The sequence below is a fragment of the Planococcus donghaensis genome (assembly GCF_001687665.2).
GTDB lineage: Bacteria > Bacillota > Bacilli > Bacillales_A > Planococcaceae > Planococcus > Planococcus donghaensis.
Genome location: NZ_CP016543.2, coordinates 2,724,679 through 2,742,821, shown reverse-complemented (window position 1 = coordinate 2,742,821; position 18,143 = coordinate 2,724,679). Strand labels below are relative to the sequence as shown.

15 protein-coding genes are annotated in these 18,143 nt (G+C 40.2%); 9 read left to right on the top strand and 6 right to left on the bottom strand.

Annotated features, from left to right (window positions below):
- Positions 1 to 77 precede the first annotated feature (77 nt).
- From BCM40_RS13485 to BCM40_RS13465, 5 genes are all read left to right on the top strand, one after another.
- Complete coding sequence (locus BCM40_RS13485; RefSeq protein WP_065525443.1) at positions 78 to 1,805, top strand: ABC transporter ATP-binding protein; 1,728 nt, start codon at positions 78 to 80, stop codon at positions 1,803 to 1,805.
- Positions 1,798 to 3,621: an ABC transporter ATP-binding protein gene (locus BCM40_RS13480; RefSeq protein WP_156851298.1), complete on the top strand. Its 1,824-nt coding sequence runs from the start codon at positions 1,798 to 1,800 to the stop codon at positions 3,619 to 3,621. Before BCM40_RS13485 ends, BCM40_RS13480 begins: the two co-directional genes overlap by 8 nt.
- Positions 3,622 to 3,775: 154 nt before the next feature.
- Positions 3,776 to 4,645, top strand: coding sequence for a GNAT family N-acetyltransferase (locus BCM40_RS13475; protein ID WP_065525445.1), 870 nt, complete (start codon positions 3,776 to 3,778; stop codon positions 4,643 to 4,645).
- Between the two features lie 76 nt (positions 4,646 to 4,721).
- Positions 4,722 to 5,576, top strand: coding sequence for a tryptophan 2,3-dioxygenase (gene kynA / locus BCM40_RS13470; protein WP_065525446.1), 855 nt, complete (start codon positions 4,722 to 4,724; stop codon positions 5,574 to 5,576).
- A 10-nt stretch (positions 5,577 to 5,586) separates the two neighbouring features.
- Positions 5,587 to 6,300, top strand: a complete 714-nt coding sequence (locus BCM40_RS13465; protein WP_065525447.1) for a glycerophosphodiester phosphodiesterase — start codon at positions 5,587 to 5,589, stop codon at positions 6,298 to 6,300.
- 39 nt (positions 6,301 to 6,339) lie between these two features.
- Here BCM40_RS13465 and BCM40_RS13460 read toward each other — a convergent pair whose 3' ends face one another.
- The 4 genes from BCM40_RS13460 to BCM40_RS13445 form a co-directional block, all read right to left on the bottom strand.
- Positions 6,340 to 7,359 (bottom strand): DUF2804 domain-containing protein, encoded by a 1,020-nt coding sequence (locus tag BCM40_RS13460; RefSeq protein WP_065525448.1) that lies wholly within the window; start codon positions 7,357 to 7,359, stop codon positions 6,340 to 6,342.
- A gap of 133 nt (positions 7,360 to 7,492) precedes the next feature.
- Complete coding sequence (locus BCM40_RS13455; RefSeq protein WP_065525449.1) at positions 7,493 to 8,350, bottom strand: DegV family protein; 858 nt, start codon at positions 8,348 to 8,350, stop codon at positions 7,493 to 7,495.
- 105 nt (positions 8,351 to 8,455) lie between these two features.
- Positions 8,456 to 9,016 (bottom strand): glycerol-3-phosphate acyltransferase, encoded by a 561-nt coding sequence (locus BCM40_RS13450; RefSeq protein WP_065525450.1) that lies wholly within the window; start codon positions 9,014 to 9,016, stop codon positions 8,456 to 8,458.
- Positions 9,017 to 9,092: 76 nt separating this feature from the next.
- Entirely contained in the window at positions 9,093 to 10,469 is a 1,377-nt protein-coding gene (locus BCM40_RS13445; protein ID WP_065525451.1) for a dipeptidase, read from the bottom strand.
- A 149-nt stretch (positions 10,470 to 10,618) separates the two neighbouring features.
- On the opposite strand from BCM40_RS13445, the gene BCM40_RS13440 reads away from it, so the two are divergent.
- From BCM40_RS13440 to BCM40_RS13430, 3 genes are all read left to right on the top strand, one after another.
- The gene (locus BCM40_RS13440) at positions 10,619 to 11,869 is read left to right on the top strand and encodes a CNNM domain-containing protein (protein WP_065525452.1); all 1,251 of its coding nucleotides are present in this window, start codon (positions 10,619 to 10,621) and stop codon (positions 11,867 to 11,869) included.
- 189 nt (positions 11,870 to 12,058) lie between these two features.
- A complete protein-coding gene (locus tag BCM40_RS13435; RefSeq protein WP_065525453.1) occupies positions 12,059 to 12,595 on the top strand; it encodes an RNA polymerase sigma factor in 537 nt (178 codons plus the stop codon).
- A gap of 150 nt (positions 12,596 to 12,745) precedes the next feature.
- Positions 12,746 to 14,200, top strand: a complete 1,455-nt coding sequence (locus tag BCM40_RS13430) for a phospholipase D family protein (protein WP_065525454.1) — start codon at positions 12,746 to 12,748, stop codon at positions 14,198 to 14,200.
- Positions 14,201 to 14,263: 63 nt separating this feature from the next.
- Here BCM40_RS13430 and BCM40_RS13425 read toward each other — a convergent pair whose 3' ends face one another.
- Together BCM40_RS13425 and BCM40_RS13420 are read right to left on the bottom strand one after the other, a co-directional pair.
- A complete protein-coding gene (locus tag BCM40_RS13425) occupies positions 14,264 to 15,829 on the bottom strand; it encodes an ABC-F family ATP-binding cassette domain-containing protein (RefSeq protein ID WP_008430408.1) in 1,566 nt (521 codons plus the stop codon).
- A gap of 37 nt (positions 15,830 to 15,866) precedes the next feature.
- Complete coding sequence (locus BCM40_RS13420; protein WP_008430410.1) at positions 15,867 to 16,049, bottom strand: SE1832 family protein; 183 nt, start codon at positions 16,047 to 16,049, stop codon at positions 15,867 to 15,869.
- A gap of 147 nt (positions 16,050 to 16,196) precedes the next feature.
- Between BCM40_RS13420 and BCM40_RS13415 the strand changes: the two genes are divergently transcribed.
- Positions 16,197 to 18,020: a cation:proton antiporter gene (locus BCM40_RS13415; protein WP_065525455.1), complete on the top strand. Its 1,824-nt coding sequence runs from the start codon at positions 16,197 to 16,199 to the stop codon at positions 18,018 to 18,020.
- The last annotated feature ends 123 nt before the right edge of the window (positions 18,021 to 18,143 follow it).

Sequence of the window (18,143 nt, the reverse complement as noted above, 5' to 3'; positions counted from 1 at the left end):
GCTATTCGATATCTGAAAATTATGGCATACTATTTAGTACAAAGGTTCGGGTTTCGAAACATTTAGGAGGAACGGGTATGAAAACAGTTTTTTCTTATGCAAAACCATATAAGTTTTATATTGTCATTGCACTTATTTTAATGCTGTTAGAGCTAACTGTAGAATTGATGCAACCGTTAGTTATTGCCAATATCATCGACAAAGGAATTGTCGCAAAAGACCAAGATGTCATCATCCAATTGGGAATTGTCCTGATGGCTCTATCGGTAATTGCTTTTGTCTCGGGAATCGTCAATTCGTACTTTGCCGCTCATGCTTCTCAAAGTTTTTCTTTTGATTTGCGGCAAGCTGTTTATGGAAAAATCCAGTCTTTTTCATTGGCAATGTTCAATAAATTCCCAGCGTCAGGGTTAATTACACGCCTTACAAGTGATGTCACATTGGTTCAACAAGTGTTATATATGGGTTTACGGATAATGTTACGTGCACCGCTACTTGTTGTGGGAAGTATGATTATGGCATTTGTAGTCAATCCGAAATTGGCTTTGTATTTAGTGGTTGTTTTTCCTTTTTTACTCGCATTTCTGTACATTATGGTGAAAAAAGGTGTATCGTATTTTGGATTTGTTCAAAAAAGACTCGATCGTGTAAACCGAATTGTTCAAGAAAACCTTCAGGCAGTACGCTTGATCAAAGCATATTTACGAGGGAAATATGAAGCGAATCGGTTTTCAGAAGTCGCTGGAGACTTGAAAGTAGATACCGTTAAGGCATTTCGCATCATGGAAATTATTTTGCCAATTTTATTATTCGGAATGAACGTTTCGTTGCTTGCTGTTTTGTGGTTCGGGGCTTTTGAAATTCGAGCAGGGGGCGCACAAATTGGTGAATTGGTCGCAATCGTTAACTACGCGATGCGCATGACAGGTGCTTTTTCGATGTTTTCATTTATCATTATGATTTTTGCACGAGCAAAAGCATCTTCTGAACGCATAGAAGAAGTGCTTCTTGCAGAAGATGGACATGAACAAGAAGACGTTGGAGAAAAAGAAGGAACACGTCCAGGAGCAGTCTGCTTTGACAATGTCTCCTTCATTTATCCTGAAACAAACAAACCGGTTTTAAAAAACATTTCCTTCGAACTAAAACCAAATGAAAAACTAGCAATTATGGGAGCCACAGGGTCCGGAAAGTCGACTTTACTGCAATTGCTGCCGCGTTTTTATGATGCGACAGATGGCGTTGTATCTCTACATGGTCGTGATGTTACCGAATGGTCGATACGGGAGTTGCGGAAAACGATTGGTATAGTTCCTCAACAATCGCTTCTTTTCACAGGAACCATTTCCAATAATCTTTCTTGGGGAAAAGATGAAGTCGTTCAAGACGAACTAGCAGATGCCGCGATTAAAGCACAAATTCACGAAACCGTCGAACGTTTTCCGAAAGGCTATTACACACGCGTTGGGCAAAAAGGTGTGAATTTATCAGGCGGACAAAAGCAACGCTTATCCATTGCGCGAGCTTTAGTTCGCAATCCGTCTATTTTGATTTTAGATGATAGCACCAGTGCATTAGATGTTAAAACAGAAGGCGCATTGTGGGAAGAACTTGAACAAGAACATGCAACCATGCTCGTAGTTACCCAAAAAATTCGTACAGCGATGAGAGCCGATCGAATATTGTTGTTAGAAAATGGTGAGATTTCTGCGTATGGTACGCATGAACAACTCGTGCATGAATCAGAACTGTATCGTCAAATTGCAATGTCTCAACAAGAAGAGGAGGTTGATGAATATGTTTGATGCCATCCGCCGACCATTTGGATATGAACCCATTTTGACTAAAGAAGATTTAACGAAAAAGAAAGACAAAAAAGACGAACGTGCGCAAAATTGGAAATCGACACTACTTAAAATTTGGAAGCTAGTTGATGAACAGCGCTTGTTACTGATTGTGGTTTTGGCATTGGTATTTGTCAGTTCCGCAATGGCATTGCTCGGACCTTATTTAATCGGTTTTATCATTGACGAATATATTGTTCCACAAAGCTTTAATGGCATGGGCACAGTCGTCCTTTGGTTGATTGTGGTTTACATTGCCCATTCGGTATCTTTGTATTTGCAAAATTTTTGGATGGTTGGAATTGCTCAACAAGTGATTTACCGCTTGCGGACACGGCTTTTTTCACATCTTCAACGTTTGCCTGTGACATTTTTCGATAAACGGCAGCACGGAGAGTTAATGAGTCGCATGACCAATGATATTGAAAACGTCTCATCTACGTTGAATACCTCGTTTATTCAAGTGTTTTCAAGCATATTAACCTTAACAGGTACCGCCATCGTCATGGTGATGCTGAGTCCGTTATTGACCTTATTAACATTAATCATCATTCCGCTTATGTACGTATCCATTCAATGGATTACAAAACGTACAAGCAAATTGTATAAAGAACAGCAAAAAGCGATTGGGGAATTGAATGGCATGGTTGAAGAAACCATTTCTGGCCAAAAAATCGTCAAAGCTTTTTCACAAGAACCGCGTGTGATGGAAGAGTTTCGCGAAAAAAGTGAAAACCTTCGACAAGCTGGATTTTGGGCATGGACCTATGCTGGATTTATTCCAAAAGTCATGAACTTTTTAAACAACGGAAGTTTTGCAATTGTTGCTGGGGTTGGTGGGGTTCTCGCTTTGAATGGCTCTGTATCTATTGGGGTTATTGTTATTTTTACGGAGTATTCTAGACAGTTTACACGTCCTTTAAATGATTTGGCAAACCAATTTAATACGGTGTTGTCAGCCATTGCAGGAGCCGAACGTGTTTTTGCCATTATGGACGAATCTGAAGAAAAAGATGATTTAGTATTGAATGTGGAAAAAGAACTGAAGGGTGAAGTAGTCTTCGACCAAGTTTCATTTAAATACGAAGGGGCAGAAGAAGACTGGACCATTCAGGATGTTAGTTTCAAGGTGGGCATTGGTCAAACAACGGCATTAGTCGGAGCGACCGGAGCGGGAAAAACAACCATCATGCAATTATTAGCCCGTTTTTACGACGCCAACGAAGGGGAGATTCGGTTGGATGGATTGCCAATCGCTTCTATGCCACGTGAAACATTGCGTAAACAAATTGCTTTTGTATTGCAAGATCCATTCTTATTCGAAGCGACTGTTAGTGAAAATATTCGGTACGGCAAACTAGATGCCACAGATGAAGAAGTCATCAAAGCTGCTAAAGGGGCCAATGCACACGAATTTATCGAAAAGCTACCGAATGGCTACGAGACGATTTTAACAGGCGATGGGTCAATGATTAGTCAAGGTCAGAAGCAATTGCTGTCGATTGCCCGTGCACTTATTGCTGATCCGGTTATTTTATTGTTAGACGAAGCAACCAGTAGCATCGACACGGTTACAGAGTTAAAAATCCAAGAAGCGTTAGAACGACTTATGGCGGGGCGGACGAGTTTTGTCATTGCGCATCGACTGAATACCATTCGAAAAGCTGATTTGGTGCTTGTGATGGAGATGGGGAAATTAGTAGAATCGGGTACGCAACAACAATTACTAAATGCAAATGGGATTTACGCGACCATGTTATCTGAAGCTAAATTATAAAATGTGGCCTGTTCCAGCTTACACGGAGCAGGCCTTTTTCTTTCTTTTCCTAGCGCCACTCTTTCGTTCGGTGTGATAGGATAAAAATACCGCATGATTTTAAAAAACAGCTACAACACATTTAAACAAGATCAAATTAGTAGGAGGTGTCGAAATGGAATTATCTTTATCAATCAGTTCATTTCCAGTAGATGAGCAAACAGCTAGCGATATGGCAACATTGCTAGAAGGGCTATCCGCTGAATGTAAAACAGTGCTTCACCCATCGCTTTGGAGAGCGGCGGATGCACGAGGTTTTGTGGTACTGGCTTATACAGAACAAGAAGAATTAATCGGTTTTGCAGCAGCGGCAGACATGGTTGGGTTGCATCATTACGAATGGTCACTTTATGTTCACCCAGAGTACAGACGCCTGTCACTTGGTACGGCTTTAGCCGATGGCATTTCGCATGGCTTAGCACAACGTCAGGCAGAAAGTGAATTAGTCGCATTTGTAAATGATGTGGAAATTGCAGGCTTCATGGAGAGTTTAGCGTACGAGCTTGATTTTCATGAAATCCTCTTGTCAGCAACGCCAATACCAAAAAGCGAACGACCAAATGATTTAACAATCGCACCTTTCGAAGATCAAGCTGAAGAATTATCGGAGCTATTAACATCCTCATTTGATGACACGATTTTACCGATTTTAGAACATAATATGGTCGATCCCGAAAGAGAAATTTGGCTGCTTCAAAAAGATCAACAAGTGCTTGCAACGGCCACGCTTGTTGTAGAAGAGCAGGTTTTGTGGATTACAGCATTTGCAGTTCATCCAAATCATCAAGGTAAAGGATATGGCAAGCAACTACTAAAGTGGTGCCGAGAGTTGGCGTATGAACGGAAACTAAATTCGGTTTATCTTGATGTTGAAACCGACAACCAAGCATTGCACGTATACGAAAAATCTGGATTTGTCCGAATGCAAACCGTTTCTTATTGGAAGTCTAAAGGGGATTTATCAAACCCAACTAGGAATAATTAAATAAAATAAATCATATGCAGAATAGGTAAAAGTGAGACTAGCAGAGGCAAAGCCGAGACTAAACGGAGTGACATTGATGAACAACTATGAAAATGGTCAAAATATCGCTGCAGCATCTGAAAAAAACATTCGGACGGATTTTAAAGAAAGCATGACGTATGGGGATTATCTTCATCTAGATAAACTGTTAACTGCACAAGATGGCGTTAGTGGACATCACGATGAAACCTTATTCATCATTATTCACCAAGTGTCAGAACTGTGGATGAAATTGATTTTGCATGAGCTGCAATCGGCCATCGATCATATTGGAAAAGACGATTTACAACCTGCGTTCAAGCAATTGGCAAGAGTATCCCGCATTCAGTCACAAATTATTCAAGGCTGGGATGTGTTGTCGACATTAACACCTGCAGAGTATATGGAATTCCGTGATGATTTAGGCAATGCTAGTGGATTTCAGTCTTATCAATACCGAATGATTGAATTTGCACTTGGCTACAAAACAAAGCATGTATTGAAAATCTATGAAAAAGATGCACCGCTTCATGCTGAATTAGAGAAAGCATTTAATGCACCTGGACTGTATGATGCGGCGATTCAAAAACTAGCGAGAAGTGGATTTGCCATTGATAAAGAAGTTTTAGAGCGAAACGTCAGCATGGTTTACGAATCTAATGAAAGTGTACGTGAAGCTTGGAAAATCGTTTACCGGGATGTAGATACGCATTGGGAGTTATATCAGCTAGCGGAAAAGCTAGTCGACATTGAAGATTGGCTTCAGCAATGGCGTTTCCGTCACATGAAAACAGTAGAACGGATTATCGGATTTAAGCAAGGAACAGGTGGCTCTTCTGGCGTGAATTACTTGAAGAAAGTGCTGGATCAATATTTCTTCCCAGAACTGTGGGAAATACGAACGGATATTTAGGAGGGGTTTTGTGAAGATTTTTGCTCATAGAGGTTGCTCGGGTTCATATCCTGAAAATACTTTAGCGGCCTTTCGTGCAGCGGCCGAATTGCCAATTACAGGTGTAGAAATTGACGTTCACTTAACAAAAGATGGTGAAATTGTCGTGATTCATGATGAAAAAGTCAACCGTACAACCAATGGCAAAGGCTATGTGAAAGAATTAACATTAAAAGAGTTAAAACAACTAGATTGCGGTTCTTGGTATTCTGAAGAATGGAGCGCGGAAAAAATTCCTACGCTAGATGAAGTATTCGATATTTTTGAAAACACCAATCATCGGCTAAATATCGAAATAAAATCAGATGTTTTTCCATACGATGGATTAGCTGATAAGGTGATTGATTTGGCTGCAAAGCGTGGTTTTAGGAACCGTGTACTGCTATCCTCTTTTAATCATGAAGATATTCAATCCGTCGTCCAGGGCAAACAAGTAGAAAGTGCGATTTTAACTTTTGAAGTGTTAGTCGACGTTTATGATTATGCACGAGTCATTGGAACAAAACGGATTCATGTATCTTTACCTTCGGCTTTCAGAAAAATGACTACGGACGCTTTGCGAAAAGGCGCCATTGTGTATGTTTACACGGTTAATGATGTAAGTTATGCAGAAGAGCTACAAAGAATAGGGGTTCATGGAATCTTTACAGATTACCCGGAAAAAATGCTGGCACATTTTGCATGAAAAAGACGCGTCGGATAGTTTCCGACGCGTCTTTTTCTGTTACCATTTTGCATAGTAATCATCGATGGAACCAAGAAGTTGTGTAATCTTCAGCTTTCTTCCATCTGGGTAGCGAACATAGCCATTATAGTAGCCGATCAATTGATGAACTTCTGATTTGATGAGGCGAATGTCGGTTTTAGATGTACGTTCAAAAAACGGAGAAAATGTCAGTCGGACATCATCAGAGAATTTGCTATGAATCAACCACGGTTTTTTATAATTTTCCGCGTCGTAGTGAAACAAAACATCTTCATGAATTTTTGTCATTTTGCCATTAACAAAAAAAGCGTTTTCAGTCATACCCGTGCCGTCAGTCCATTTGCCACCTAGGTTCAAGCCAATCACTTTCCCGAGAGAACGTTGCGAAGCCATAGCCCAATTCCAATGGGTCTCTCTTGGCAAAACACCTCGTCCATAGTCTAGTACGGCAAAACTATCGACTTTCTCAAATTCAAAACGCTGGTTACCGATTTTGACCATTCCGCTAACAGGAAGAGATGAATGTTTTCCGGAAAATTGGAAGGTTTGACGATTCCAAGGAACGACCACATTTAAGGATTCGTATTCTTTAGGATGGGAAATAACCAGTAATGCTTCTAAGTCCTCACCATCAAACTCTTTTACACTGACAGTCAAATGTGTCGCATCTTGGTTATAGACAGACTCGATCGTCATCGTATCGCTCCGGAAGTAACAAGAATCCAATACGTTTTCGGATAGTTTTACATGTCTCGCAAATGGAAGCACAACGGTTTTTTCATAAAAACGTTGCGTCTCATAATTTAAGAAATAAACAAAACAGACAGTGGCATAGTCTAAGTGGGAAATGGTTGCCGAAAACAAAATTTCATCTCCAAATACGCACCAATAATTCCACTTTTTTTTCCGCATAAAGTTTCCGCGCAAATTACTTTCCACCAATGGTTGCTTTGCATATCCAATAGCATTCGGATTTAATTGGCCTTTTGCATCACAAAGTTTTACAAATTCAGTAAGTTCTCGTTCAACATGTTGCATTAAATCCACCTCACGGTTAATCTTCTCTTCTTATTGTATCAGAACAAAACGAGAATATCCGTTGGGATCATTGGATTCATGCTGAAATTCTGAAAAATAAAATAAGTGATATATTATTGATTTCTAGTATGTGTTAGAAATTTTCTTTTCTCCAAAGAAATGCGATTGTACCTTCTCCGGCATGCACGGCAAGAGAAGAACTTAAATCACCAATTAAAATATCTGCTTCTGGAATTTCTTTTAATACTTCTTGTTTCAGGTTTTCAGCTTCTTTTAGGACATTACCATGCATGATTTGAAAGCGCTTTACGCCAAAATCCACGTGATCTTTTTTTGCGTGATTGATTAAATACTGAATAGCTTTTTTATGTGAACGAACTTTATCAATAGGCTGTAGCTCGCCTTCAGAAGTAATTTGAACAATAGGCTTAATCTGAAGCAAGCTACCTAAATAATATTGAGCACCGCTCATACGACCGCCTTTGTAAAGTTGAGTCAAATTACCGATTAAAATATAATTTCGGAAATTTTCCGTTTCTTTTGCAAGTTTTTCTGCGATTTCTTCTGCAGAGTGCCCTTGTTCTTGAAGCTTAAGACCACGTTCGATCAAACCAGACAGGCCGTAAGATAAAGCTAGCGAATCGATCGTATACACTTTGAATTCGCTCATTTCAGCACCAGCAGTAGATGAAGCTATGGTGCCACTAAGTTTTGCAGAAGCATGGACAGCAATCGCACATTCATACTCTTCTTTTAGTTGGTCATACAGCTCGGCAAATTTCCCAGCAGAGGGCTGAGAGGTTTTAGGAAAGGTCGTGGATGCTTTAATCCGCTTATATAGGTCTTCGTTTGTTAAATCCACACCATCGTCTATAAACTCTTCTGTCCCAAAATGAATGTTCAAAGGAACAACATACACATCCGGATGCACTTTAAATTCTTCTGTAACAAATCCCGTCGTATCAATAATCCAAGCAATTGGTTTTTTCATAAAAATACCCCTATCTGTTAGAATAATTCGAATACAAAAACTATACCATGGATAATATTCGAGCGGTAGTGTGAGCTTAATGACCGGCTCGCCTTATTTGGAAAGTCAACGAAATCGGCTATTAAATGATTCTTGGATATCTGATTTGTGTTTAATAACAATAATAATAATAGCCATAACTAGCGGCCAAACAACAATCCAAACTTGAAGGATAAACGCCATGAGGATAAACCCAGTAAAACTTGCTAACATCGATAAAGTTGCGCTTTTTAACCAGGGATAAAAGGCGAAAAATAAAATAAACATGGCTAAAAACAAGTCAGGTGTTAACCAAAAACTAACCCCAATAAAAGTTGCGATTCCTTTGCCACCACGGTATTTGAGCCAAAATGGAAACAAATGACCGGCAACAACAGCTAAACCGGCTACGGCAATGGTCCATATAGAGAAATTAAAAAAGAAGCCAAGCCAGACAACGAATGCCCCTTTACCTGCATCACCCAGAAACGTTAAAAGAAAAGCGGATTTCCCAAGAATGGCTCCTGCATTTCGTGCACCAAGGTTACCACTCCGTTGTTGGCGCAAATCGACGCCTTTCCATTTGCCGATCCACCAAGCTGTCAATAAATTGCCGATAAAATAGGATACTAACCAGTAAACAATCATAAAGCGCCTCCAATTTTAAAATAACAGCAAAGGTAAGGCCTTCCCTACATAACGGGAAGGCCTTATTTAGAAAAAATTAGTCTAACTCGGCTACCTCGAAAAGGTAGTCGCTAATGACGCGTAGTCCTTTATCGAAATTCTCCAGGTGAAAATGTTCATTTGGCGCATGGAAGTTTTCAGATGCTAATCCGAAGCCCATTAAGACAACAGGTAAGCCTAAAATTTCATCAAATGCAGCAACAATCGGAATTGAACCACCCATTCGAGTAAATGCAGTTGGCACGCCGTATACTTTTTCGTAAGAGCGACCAGCTGCTTGAATCGCAGGATGATCAAAAGGAGTTAAAAAAGGTTTGCCTTTATCAAACTCAGTAATCTCAACAGATACGCCTACTGGTGTATGAGATTCTACATGTGCTTTTAGTTTTGCGATGATATCGTCTGGGTCTTGGTTTGGTACTAAACGACAAGTGATTTTGGTGCTAGCTTCTGCAGGTAACACCGTTTTTATGCCTTCTCCTGAGAAACCACCAGTAATGCCGTTCACTTCAAGTGTTGGACGAATCCACGTGCGCTCGACAAAAGAATAGCCTTTTTCGCCAAAGTCTTCAGAAATCCCAATTTCTTTTTTCTCGTGTTCTAAGTCAAACTCAAGCGCTGCAAATTCTTTACGCTCTTTATCGGATACTTCAAGCACATCGTCATAAAATCCTTCTACTTGAATGGTGCCTTCTTGATCGCGGAACGATTGCAAAATTTCTACAATTGCGTGCAACGGATTTTGAACGGCACCACCATATAAACCAGAATGCAAATCGCCTTTTGGTCCGTTAACATCAATTTGAATGCCAGCAAGGCCACGCAAACCATAACATACAGCAGGTCGTCCAGGTCCTTGCATACCCGTATCCGAAATAACGATGACATCAGCTTTCAATAATTCCTGATTTTCTTCTACATATTTTGGAAGGCTTGGACTACCAATCTCTTCTTCGCCTTCAATGATGAACTTAACGTTAACTGGCAATTCACCATTTACCTGCAATAACGCTTCAATCGCTTTAACATGCATATAGACTTGCCCTTTATCATCACTCGCGCCACGTGCAAACAATTTATTGTCGCGAACTTGTGGCTCAAAAGGAGCGGACTCCCATAAGTGAAGAGGATCTACGGGTTGCACGTCATAATGACCATACACGAGTACGGTTGGTTTGCCTTCCGCATGAAGCCAGTCCGCATAAACAACAGGGTGTCCTTCAGTTTCATCAATTTTTGCATTTTCAAGACCTGCATTTTCTAAAGCAGTAACTAACCATTCTGCTCCTTTTTGCATATCTTCTTTATGTTCGGATAACGAACTAACTGAAGGAATGCGTAAAAATGCTTTTAGTTCTTCTAGATGTGTTTCACGATGATTTTTAAAATATTGATCTATTGCTTGAGCGTTCATCAAGATCCCTCGATTCAGTATATTTATGTTTGGGAAAATTATAACATACCAAGTTTTGGTTTTCGACAAGGGGAAATTGGCTATGGTATAGTGTTTATTACGGAAAGAGTTCGTAAAATTATGTGTTTATGACACTGGAGGAAATAAAATTGTTTATAGCATTAGGAATATTTTTGATCATGTCGTTTTTCTTATCGGGAAGCGAAACGGCATTAACTGCGGTAAATAGGATGAAGGTCCATCTTCGCGCAGAGCAGGGTGATGCCAAGGCGCAGAAACTGCAGAAGTTAATTGCGAAGCCGGACCGAATGATCACGACAATTTTAATCGGAAACAATATTGCTAACATCATGCTACCGACATTGGTAACGATGATTGCCATTTCGAGAGGATGGGAAGTTGGTGTGGCTACTGCCATATTAACCTTGGTGCTTATTATTTTTGGCGAAGTGTTACCGAAAACAATTTCTGCGACGTTTGCCGACAAAGTAGCTTATATCGTTTTCCCCGTCATCAGCTTTTTAGTGGTGATTTTACTGCCATTAACGTGGCTATTGGCGCAATTCACCAATGTGTTTATTCGCATCATTTCAAAAGGTACCGTGAAAGAAGCGACCATGACAAAAGAAGAATTGCGGACGATGGTTGATATTGCCTCTACAGAAGGTACGTTTGAAGAAGAAGAATCTGAACGCATTAAAGGGGTTCTGGATTTCCCTCATAAAGACGTATCAGACGTTATGTCCACTCACCGTACAGATACAGTAGGGATTGCCATCGACTCAACATATGAAGAAGTTCGCGACTTGATTTTGGATTCTTCTTATACACGTTATCCTGTTTACGAAGAAAGCATGGACAATGTGGTTGGGTTATTTTATTCGAAGAAATTGATTGAATGGTCGATGAATCCAAACTTAACATTAGAAGAATTAATGGATGACAATCCATTGTTCGTCGTGCAATCTGTAAGTGTTGAAAAAGTCTTTAAAATGATGATGGCGAAGAAAAAACATATGGCTGTTATTCTCGACGAATATGGCGGAACGCTCGGAATTGTCACCCATGAAGACATTATTGAAGAAATGATTGGTCAAGATATCGAAGATGAAACAGATGAAGAAGATGATGAACTAGTTTTTGAAATGACGGACGAAGTATTGTCTTGTCATGGTCGTCTAGAAATCGAAGATGTAAATGATATGTTCAACGTAGAAGTACCAAATGACCACGATACCATCGCGGGCTTTGTCATGCAGCAGCTAGGACATGTGCCAGACGAAGGTGAAGAGTTCACATACGAAAACCTTCACGTAGAAATCAACGAAATGGACCGTAACCGAATTGTCCGTTTAACCATCACCAAAAAAGATGAAAAAGAAGAAGAAGTATTAGCTTAGTAAGATGCCTGTCTCCGGACAGGCATCTTTTTGGTAAATATTAAAAAGTTCCCTTTATTACACAATTGTAAGGGGAATGAAAGTAGAAGCGATAGAGTGAAAGGAAAAACTCCGTCAATATTAGGTTATAAGAGAAAGCGGAAGCGACATTGGCTTCGCTCGATAAATATACTAGACGGGGGCACGATCATGGAAACTTTATATACAGAATACAATCGCTATATCTACCATTTATGTTTGAAACTGACGCGCAATAAAGCAGAAGCTGAAGATTTGATGCAAGAAGTCTGGTTGAAAGTTGTACGTTATGAATCTTCTATTGCGGAAGTAGATCATGTTAAAGCGTGGTTAACAACAATCTGTATGAATACATTCCGTGATCGTTACCGCAAAAATGTAAGGCGCAGCAAGCACTTGGTTCAACAGCCAGAAGGCTTGGATGTTTCGTTGCTTGACTTAATTCCTTCTGATTCAGCGGGAGTATCTGAAATACTAGAAACACAAGATGTCTCCGTTATGATTCGCCACAAAATTGCAGAACTAGACTCGATTTACCGGACGACAATTTTGTATTTTTATGTTCATCAATATTCATTAATTGAAATTGCAGATGTTATGAAAGTCTCAATTGGCACAGTGAAATCCCGTTTGTTCCGAGGAAAACAACGATTAAAAGATATGCTAATGGACGATGATCGCACACGTGAATATGTAGTAGCAATGTAAAAAAAGCCAACGATTTTCGGCTGGTTTAAAACTTAGATAAAAGAGGTGGTGGAATGAGTTTTTCCAATACCTCTTTCTTTTTTGTGTGTGAAAAGTTTTATGACGGTTTTGTTCTTCTACTGGTTATAATGAACTGAAGGGGGCAGGATCATGAAAAAGAAAAGATTTCAAAATTGGAGTAAGAAAAAGCGGGTTATTATGGGAAGTATTGGGATTCTTGCATTCCTTTATATCTTAGTTATCGTTTGGCAAACCTTTAAGCCTTTGCCTGAAGGGGTTTCAAGTAAAGGTGACCTTCATAACGTTGAACAAGTAGACATGATTTACGATCTGTCTTATGCACAAGACAAAGAAGGTACAGAAACTGAAAGTGAATTGCGGATATTCAATGAAATTTATGACATGATCGACCAAGCTGAAGAATTTATCGTCATTGATCTTTTTCTTTTTGATAACTACAATGATTTGGATACGGATTTTCCTGCGGTAGCAGAAATGTTGACAAGTCATTTGCTCGACAAAAAAGCAGAAAATCCAAATATGCCGATTTACTTTATTACAGACCCAATAAATATTGGTTATGGCTCTTATGAAAGTCAGTTTTTAGATACATTAGAAGAAGCAGGCATCGAGATAATCATTACCGATTTGGACAAGTTGCGTGATTCTACACCTCTTTACTCTGGTCTTTATCGAGTGATTTTCCAGTGGTTTGATGCAGGAGGTAAAGGGTGGATACCAAATGGCATGTCGAGTGATGCACCTGATTTAACTTTGTCTTCGTATCTTAAAATGATGAACATAAAAGCCAATCACCGAAAAGTAGTCATTACCGAAAAAGAAGCCATCATCAGTTCGGCCAATCCTCACGATGCTAGCGGTTTGCATGGCAATATGGCATTTAAAGTGAGTGGCCCTGTGATCAATGATATTCTTGAAGCAGAAGAAGCGGTATCTCGCTATTCGGATGGACCGGATTTTCCCAGAATTGACGTTGCAAAGCAACAAGGCGACTATCAAGTGCAATACTTAACAGAGCGCAAAGTGTTAGACGCGTTGCTTTCCGATATTGAAAAAACAGCAGAAGGGGATTCCATTCATCTTGCGATGTTCTATATTGCAGAAAGCAGTGTTGTTCGTGCTTTGACGGATGCAGCCAATCGTGGAGTAGAGGTTCGCCTAATACTTGATGCCAATGAAAACGCGTTTGGTACGGAGAAAACGGGATTACCGAATCGTCCAGTCGTTCATGAGATGTTAGCAGAGTCAGAAAATCGTATTCAGGTTCGTTGGTATAACGCAATCGTTGGACAGTTCCACACCAAATCAATCACGATTCAAACATCAGATGAAACGGTGATTATGGGTGGATCCACGAACTATACAGAACGAGCATTTAATGATTACAATATGGAAAGTACGATTCGTATTTTAGCTCCGAACGATAGTGAATTGACGGGAGAGATGACGACTTATTTTGATCGACTGTGGAATAATGAAGATGCGCTTTACACATTAGATGTGGAAGAATACCAAGATGACTTCACATTTTGGCAGCGCGGAATTTATGGCTTCCAAAAACTATTCAAATTGACGACATACTAAAAAGAGAAAGGGCTATTCCCGAACGTCATTTTCATGACCTTCGGGAATAGCCCTTTTTTGCTTTTAAGCTTCTTCTGGCTTTCCAGCTGCAATCCATTCTTCTACATTCCAGACTTTTGTTGCCAGTCCTTCGTAAAAATCAGGTTCGTGACTTACTAAAACAATGGTACCTTTGTAAGCTTGCATTGCGCGTTTAAGTTCAGCTTTTGCATTGATGTCCAAGTGGTTTGTCGGCTCATCAAAAATCAACCAATTGCTTTCTTCCATCATCAATTTGCAAAGACGAACTTTCGCTTGTTCGCCACCACTTAAGTGTGTCATTGGACGAGAAATATGCTCGTTTTTCAACCCTGTGCGAGCCAGTGCTCCGCGAACTTGTCCTTGGTCCATACTCGGGTAAGCGGACCAAATTTCATCAAGTGGTGTATGCGTTGGTGCTTTTACTTCTTGTTCGAAATAGCTAGGCGTCAAATATTCTCCGCGAAGAACATCGCCATCTAGTGGTTTGATTTTGCCAAGCATGGTTTTAAGAAGTGTCGATTTACCAACACCGTTCATGCCCACAAGCGCAATTTTTTCACCACGTTCAATCATAAACGTTAATGGAGGTAAAAGAGGCTTGTCGTAACCAATTGAAAGAGCTTCTGCTTCTACAACATAACGGCTCGGGCTACGTGTTTCTTTAAAAGCAAATTGCGGTTTTGCTGCAATTTCCGGTTTTTCAATGCGATCCATACGGTCTAATTGTTTTTGGCGAGACTTAGCACGGCCAGTAGTAGAAGCACGCGCTTTGTTTTTCGCGATAAACGTTTCAGTTTTTTTAATCATGTCTTCTTGTTTTTCATAAGCTTCTAAATGTTGCTTTTTGCTCAATTCAGCAAGTTCGATGAATTTTTCATACGTTGCTGTATAGCGTGTGAGACGTGAAAATTCCAAGTGGAAAATAACGTCAGTGACACTGCTCATAAATTCTGTATCATGCGAAATCAATAAGAACGCGTGTGGATAGTTTTTCAAGTAATTGACGAGCCATTGAATATGCTCTTCATCAAGATAGTTGGTCGGCTCATCTAGTAGTAAAACTTTTGGTTTTTCCAAAAGTAACTTCGCTAGTAAGAGCTTCGTACGTTGTCCACCCGAAAGAGCTTCTACATTACGTTCAAGTCCAATTGCATCAAGACCTAAGCCGCGCGCAATTTCTTCAACTTTGCCGTCTAATGTGTAAAAATCTCCAGCGTCTAAAGCATCTTGTGCTTCAGCCATTTGCTCTAGTAATTCTTCCAAGCGATCAGGATCTGCATCGCCCATTTGCATTGCGATATCATTCAATTCGGCTTCTTTTTTATATAGTGGTAAGAAGGCATCTTGAAGAGTCTCGCGGATGGTGCGTCCTGGCTGCAGCTGCGTGTGCTGATCTAAATAACCATAATGTGTCCGTGGCTGCCATTCTACGCGTCCATCATCGTGAATGATTTTGCCTGTGATAATATTCATCATCGTCGATTTTCCGACACCGTTAGCTCCAACTAATCCAACATGTTCCCCTTCGACTAAACGGAACGAGACATCGTTAAAAAGTGTCCGATCCCCGAAAGTGTGACTTAAATTTTCTACTGTTAATAAACTCATTTAATAAATTCCTCCATTATCATAAAAAAAACCGCGGTTACAGATCCGCGAGTTTTTTGTTTAGTTCCGCAAGTTGTAGTTCCATTTTTTCCAAACGCAATTCGGCTTTCTCCACCATACCGGCGTGTCCAGTCGTTTCTAGCTTCTCGATATCACCTTGATGGCGCACGTAATCCATCTTCAGTTCAGCAATCGCATACTCCAATTCTTGTTTGTTCACAAAATCACCCTTATTTTTCTATCATTGTAACACAATAACGTAAAAATTGAATGCTTTACGATTTTCATTCAGTATATAATACCTGTATAATTCCATAAAAGAAACTAAAGGAAGTGATGCGCTATCGACAGCTTACTGTTCGACTTAATGCTAATAATTTTTCTAGGAGTACTCTCCCAATGGATTGCCTGGCGCCTTCAGCTGCCAGCCATTGTTCTAATGTCGATTGCCGGACTTCTTGTCGGTCCGATTTTTGAAGTGATCCATCCCGCTGACAGCTTCGGCGAATTATTTAATCCTTTTATTTCATTGGCAGTTGCCATCATTTTATTTGAAGGTAGTTTAAATTTGAACTTTAAGGAAATCCGCACGTTTGGAAAACCAATTTTACGAATCGTCACTTTTGGTGCATTTATTGCGTGGATTACCGGTTCGTTTGCGGCACATTACATTGCTGGATTATCGCTAGGTGTTGCCTTTGTTATTGGTGGTTTGTTTATTGTAACGGGACCGACCGTGATTTTGCCAATGCTGCGTCAGGCAAAATTAAAATCACGTCCAGCCGCTATTTTGAAATGGGAAGGCATTGTAGTCGACCCATTTGGTGCATTGCTTGCATTGTTTGCCTTCCAATTTGTTCTTTTTGCCATCGGAGATGTAACGGCCGCTGCATTTGGCTTGTTCTTCTTAGCTTCTTTGTTTGCTGTAGCTCTTGGTGCAGGAGCAGGAATTTTGATGGGGATGATGTTCGAAAAGGGACAAGTGCCTGAATTTCTAAAAGCACCAATGGTTTTTGGTGTCGTTTTGCTAATTTTTGTTATCTCCGATATTGTCATGCACGAAACAGGCTTATTAGCCGTAACAGCTATGGGTATGGTCATGGCGAACATGAAAATCGCTTCGATTAATGACATGCGCCATTTCAAAGAAAACATTTCGGTTTTGCTAATTTCGAGTATTTTCGTTATGTTGACGGCTTCTTTAAATCTTGATGTATTAATCGGGATTTTTAATTGGGAGATCATTTCATTCGTATTGGCGATGTTGTTTATTGTGCGTCCCTTATCGATTTGGCTCTCTACCATCGGTACAGATTTGACGATACAAGAAAAAACCTTAGTTAGTTGGATAGCACCACGTGGGATTGTGGCATTAACCGTTTCAGGTTATTTTGCAGGGGTCTTGCTTGAAGCAGGATTTGAAGATGCAGAACTGCTGACAGCCTTAACATTTGCCCTCGTGTTTTCTACCGTAGTCGTTCATGGCTTCACCATTGGATGGGTAGGTAAGAAACTCGGTCTTGTAGCAGCTGAAGATCCAGGGGTCATCATTATTGGGGCAAGCCGATTTGCAACAAAACTCGGGAAAGTTTTAACAGAATTTGACAAGGGTGTCTTAATCATCGATTCTTCTTGGGGACGATTACAAGGAGCCCGTCAAAATGGATTAAAAACATATGCGGGAGATATTTTATCTGAGCATACAGATTACGAAGTAGACTTAACACCATATGAAACGATGGTTGTCGCGACTGGTACCGATTCGTATAACGCCCTTGTCGTCAATAACTTTGTTCCTGAAATGGGACGTGCAAACCTTTATCAAACTGCGATTCACGAAGGAGATCCCGGAGATTTTCATTCTTCGTTAAGCGGACGAACTTTGTTCGGCGAAATGTGGAATATTCATGAACTAGAGTGGAAAGCAGAAGAAGGCTACACGATGCGGAAAACTCAGCTCACTGAACAATTTAGCTACGAAGATTTCAAAGCAAAATGGACGGAAGATACCATTCCGTTATTTGTTCACTTTGCGCAAGGGAGAATTGAGTTTTTTGCAGAAAACAACAAACTCGAGCCAAAAGCTGGAGATACCATCGTCAGCTTTACTGCAGCGTCTCCTGAATCTGAACGGACTCAGCAACGTCTAGAAAGCAAACGCTCGAAAAACGGCTCTCAGACTAAAGAATGAAATCTTTCTCTCAAAAGTAATTTTGGTACGTATTGTTAAACAGGGTTTGTTATGATGAAGACAAACACGCTGCTTGTAATAATGCAGTTAATAGCAAGAACGTATTTTGAGGAGGACAAGAGA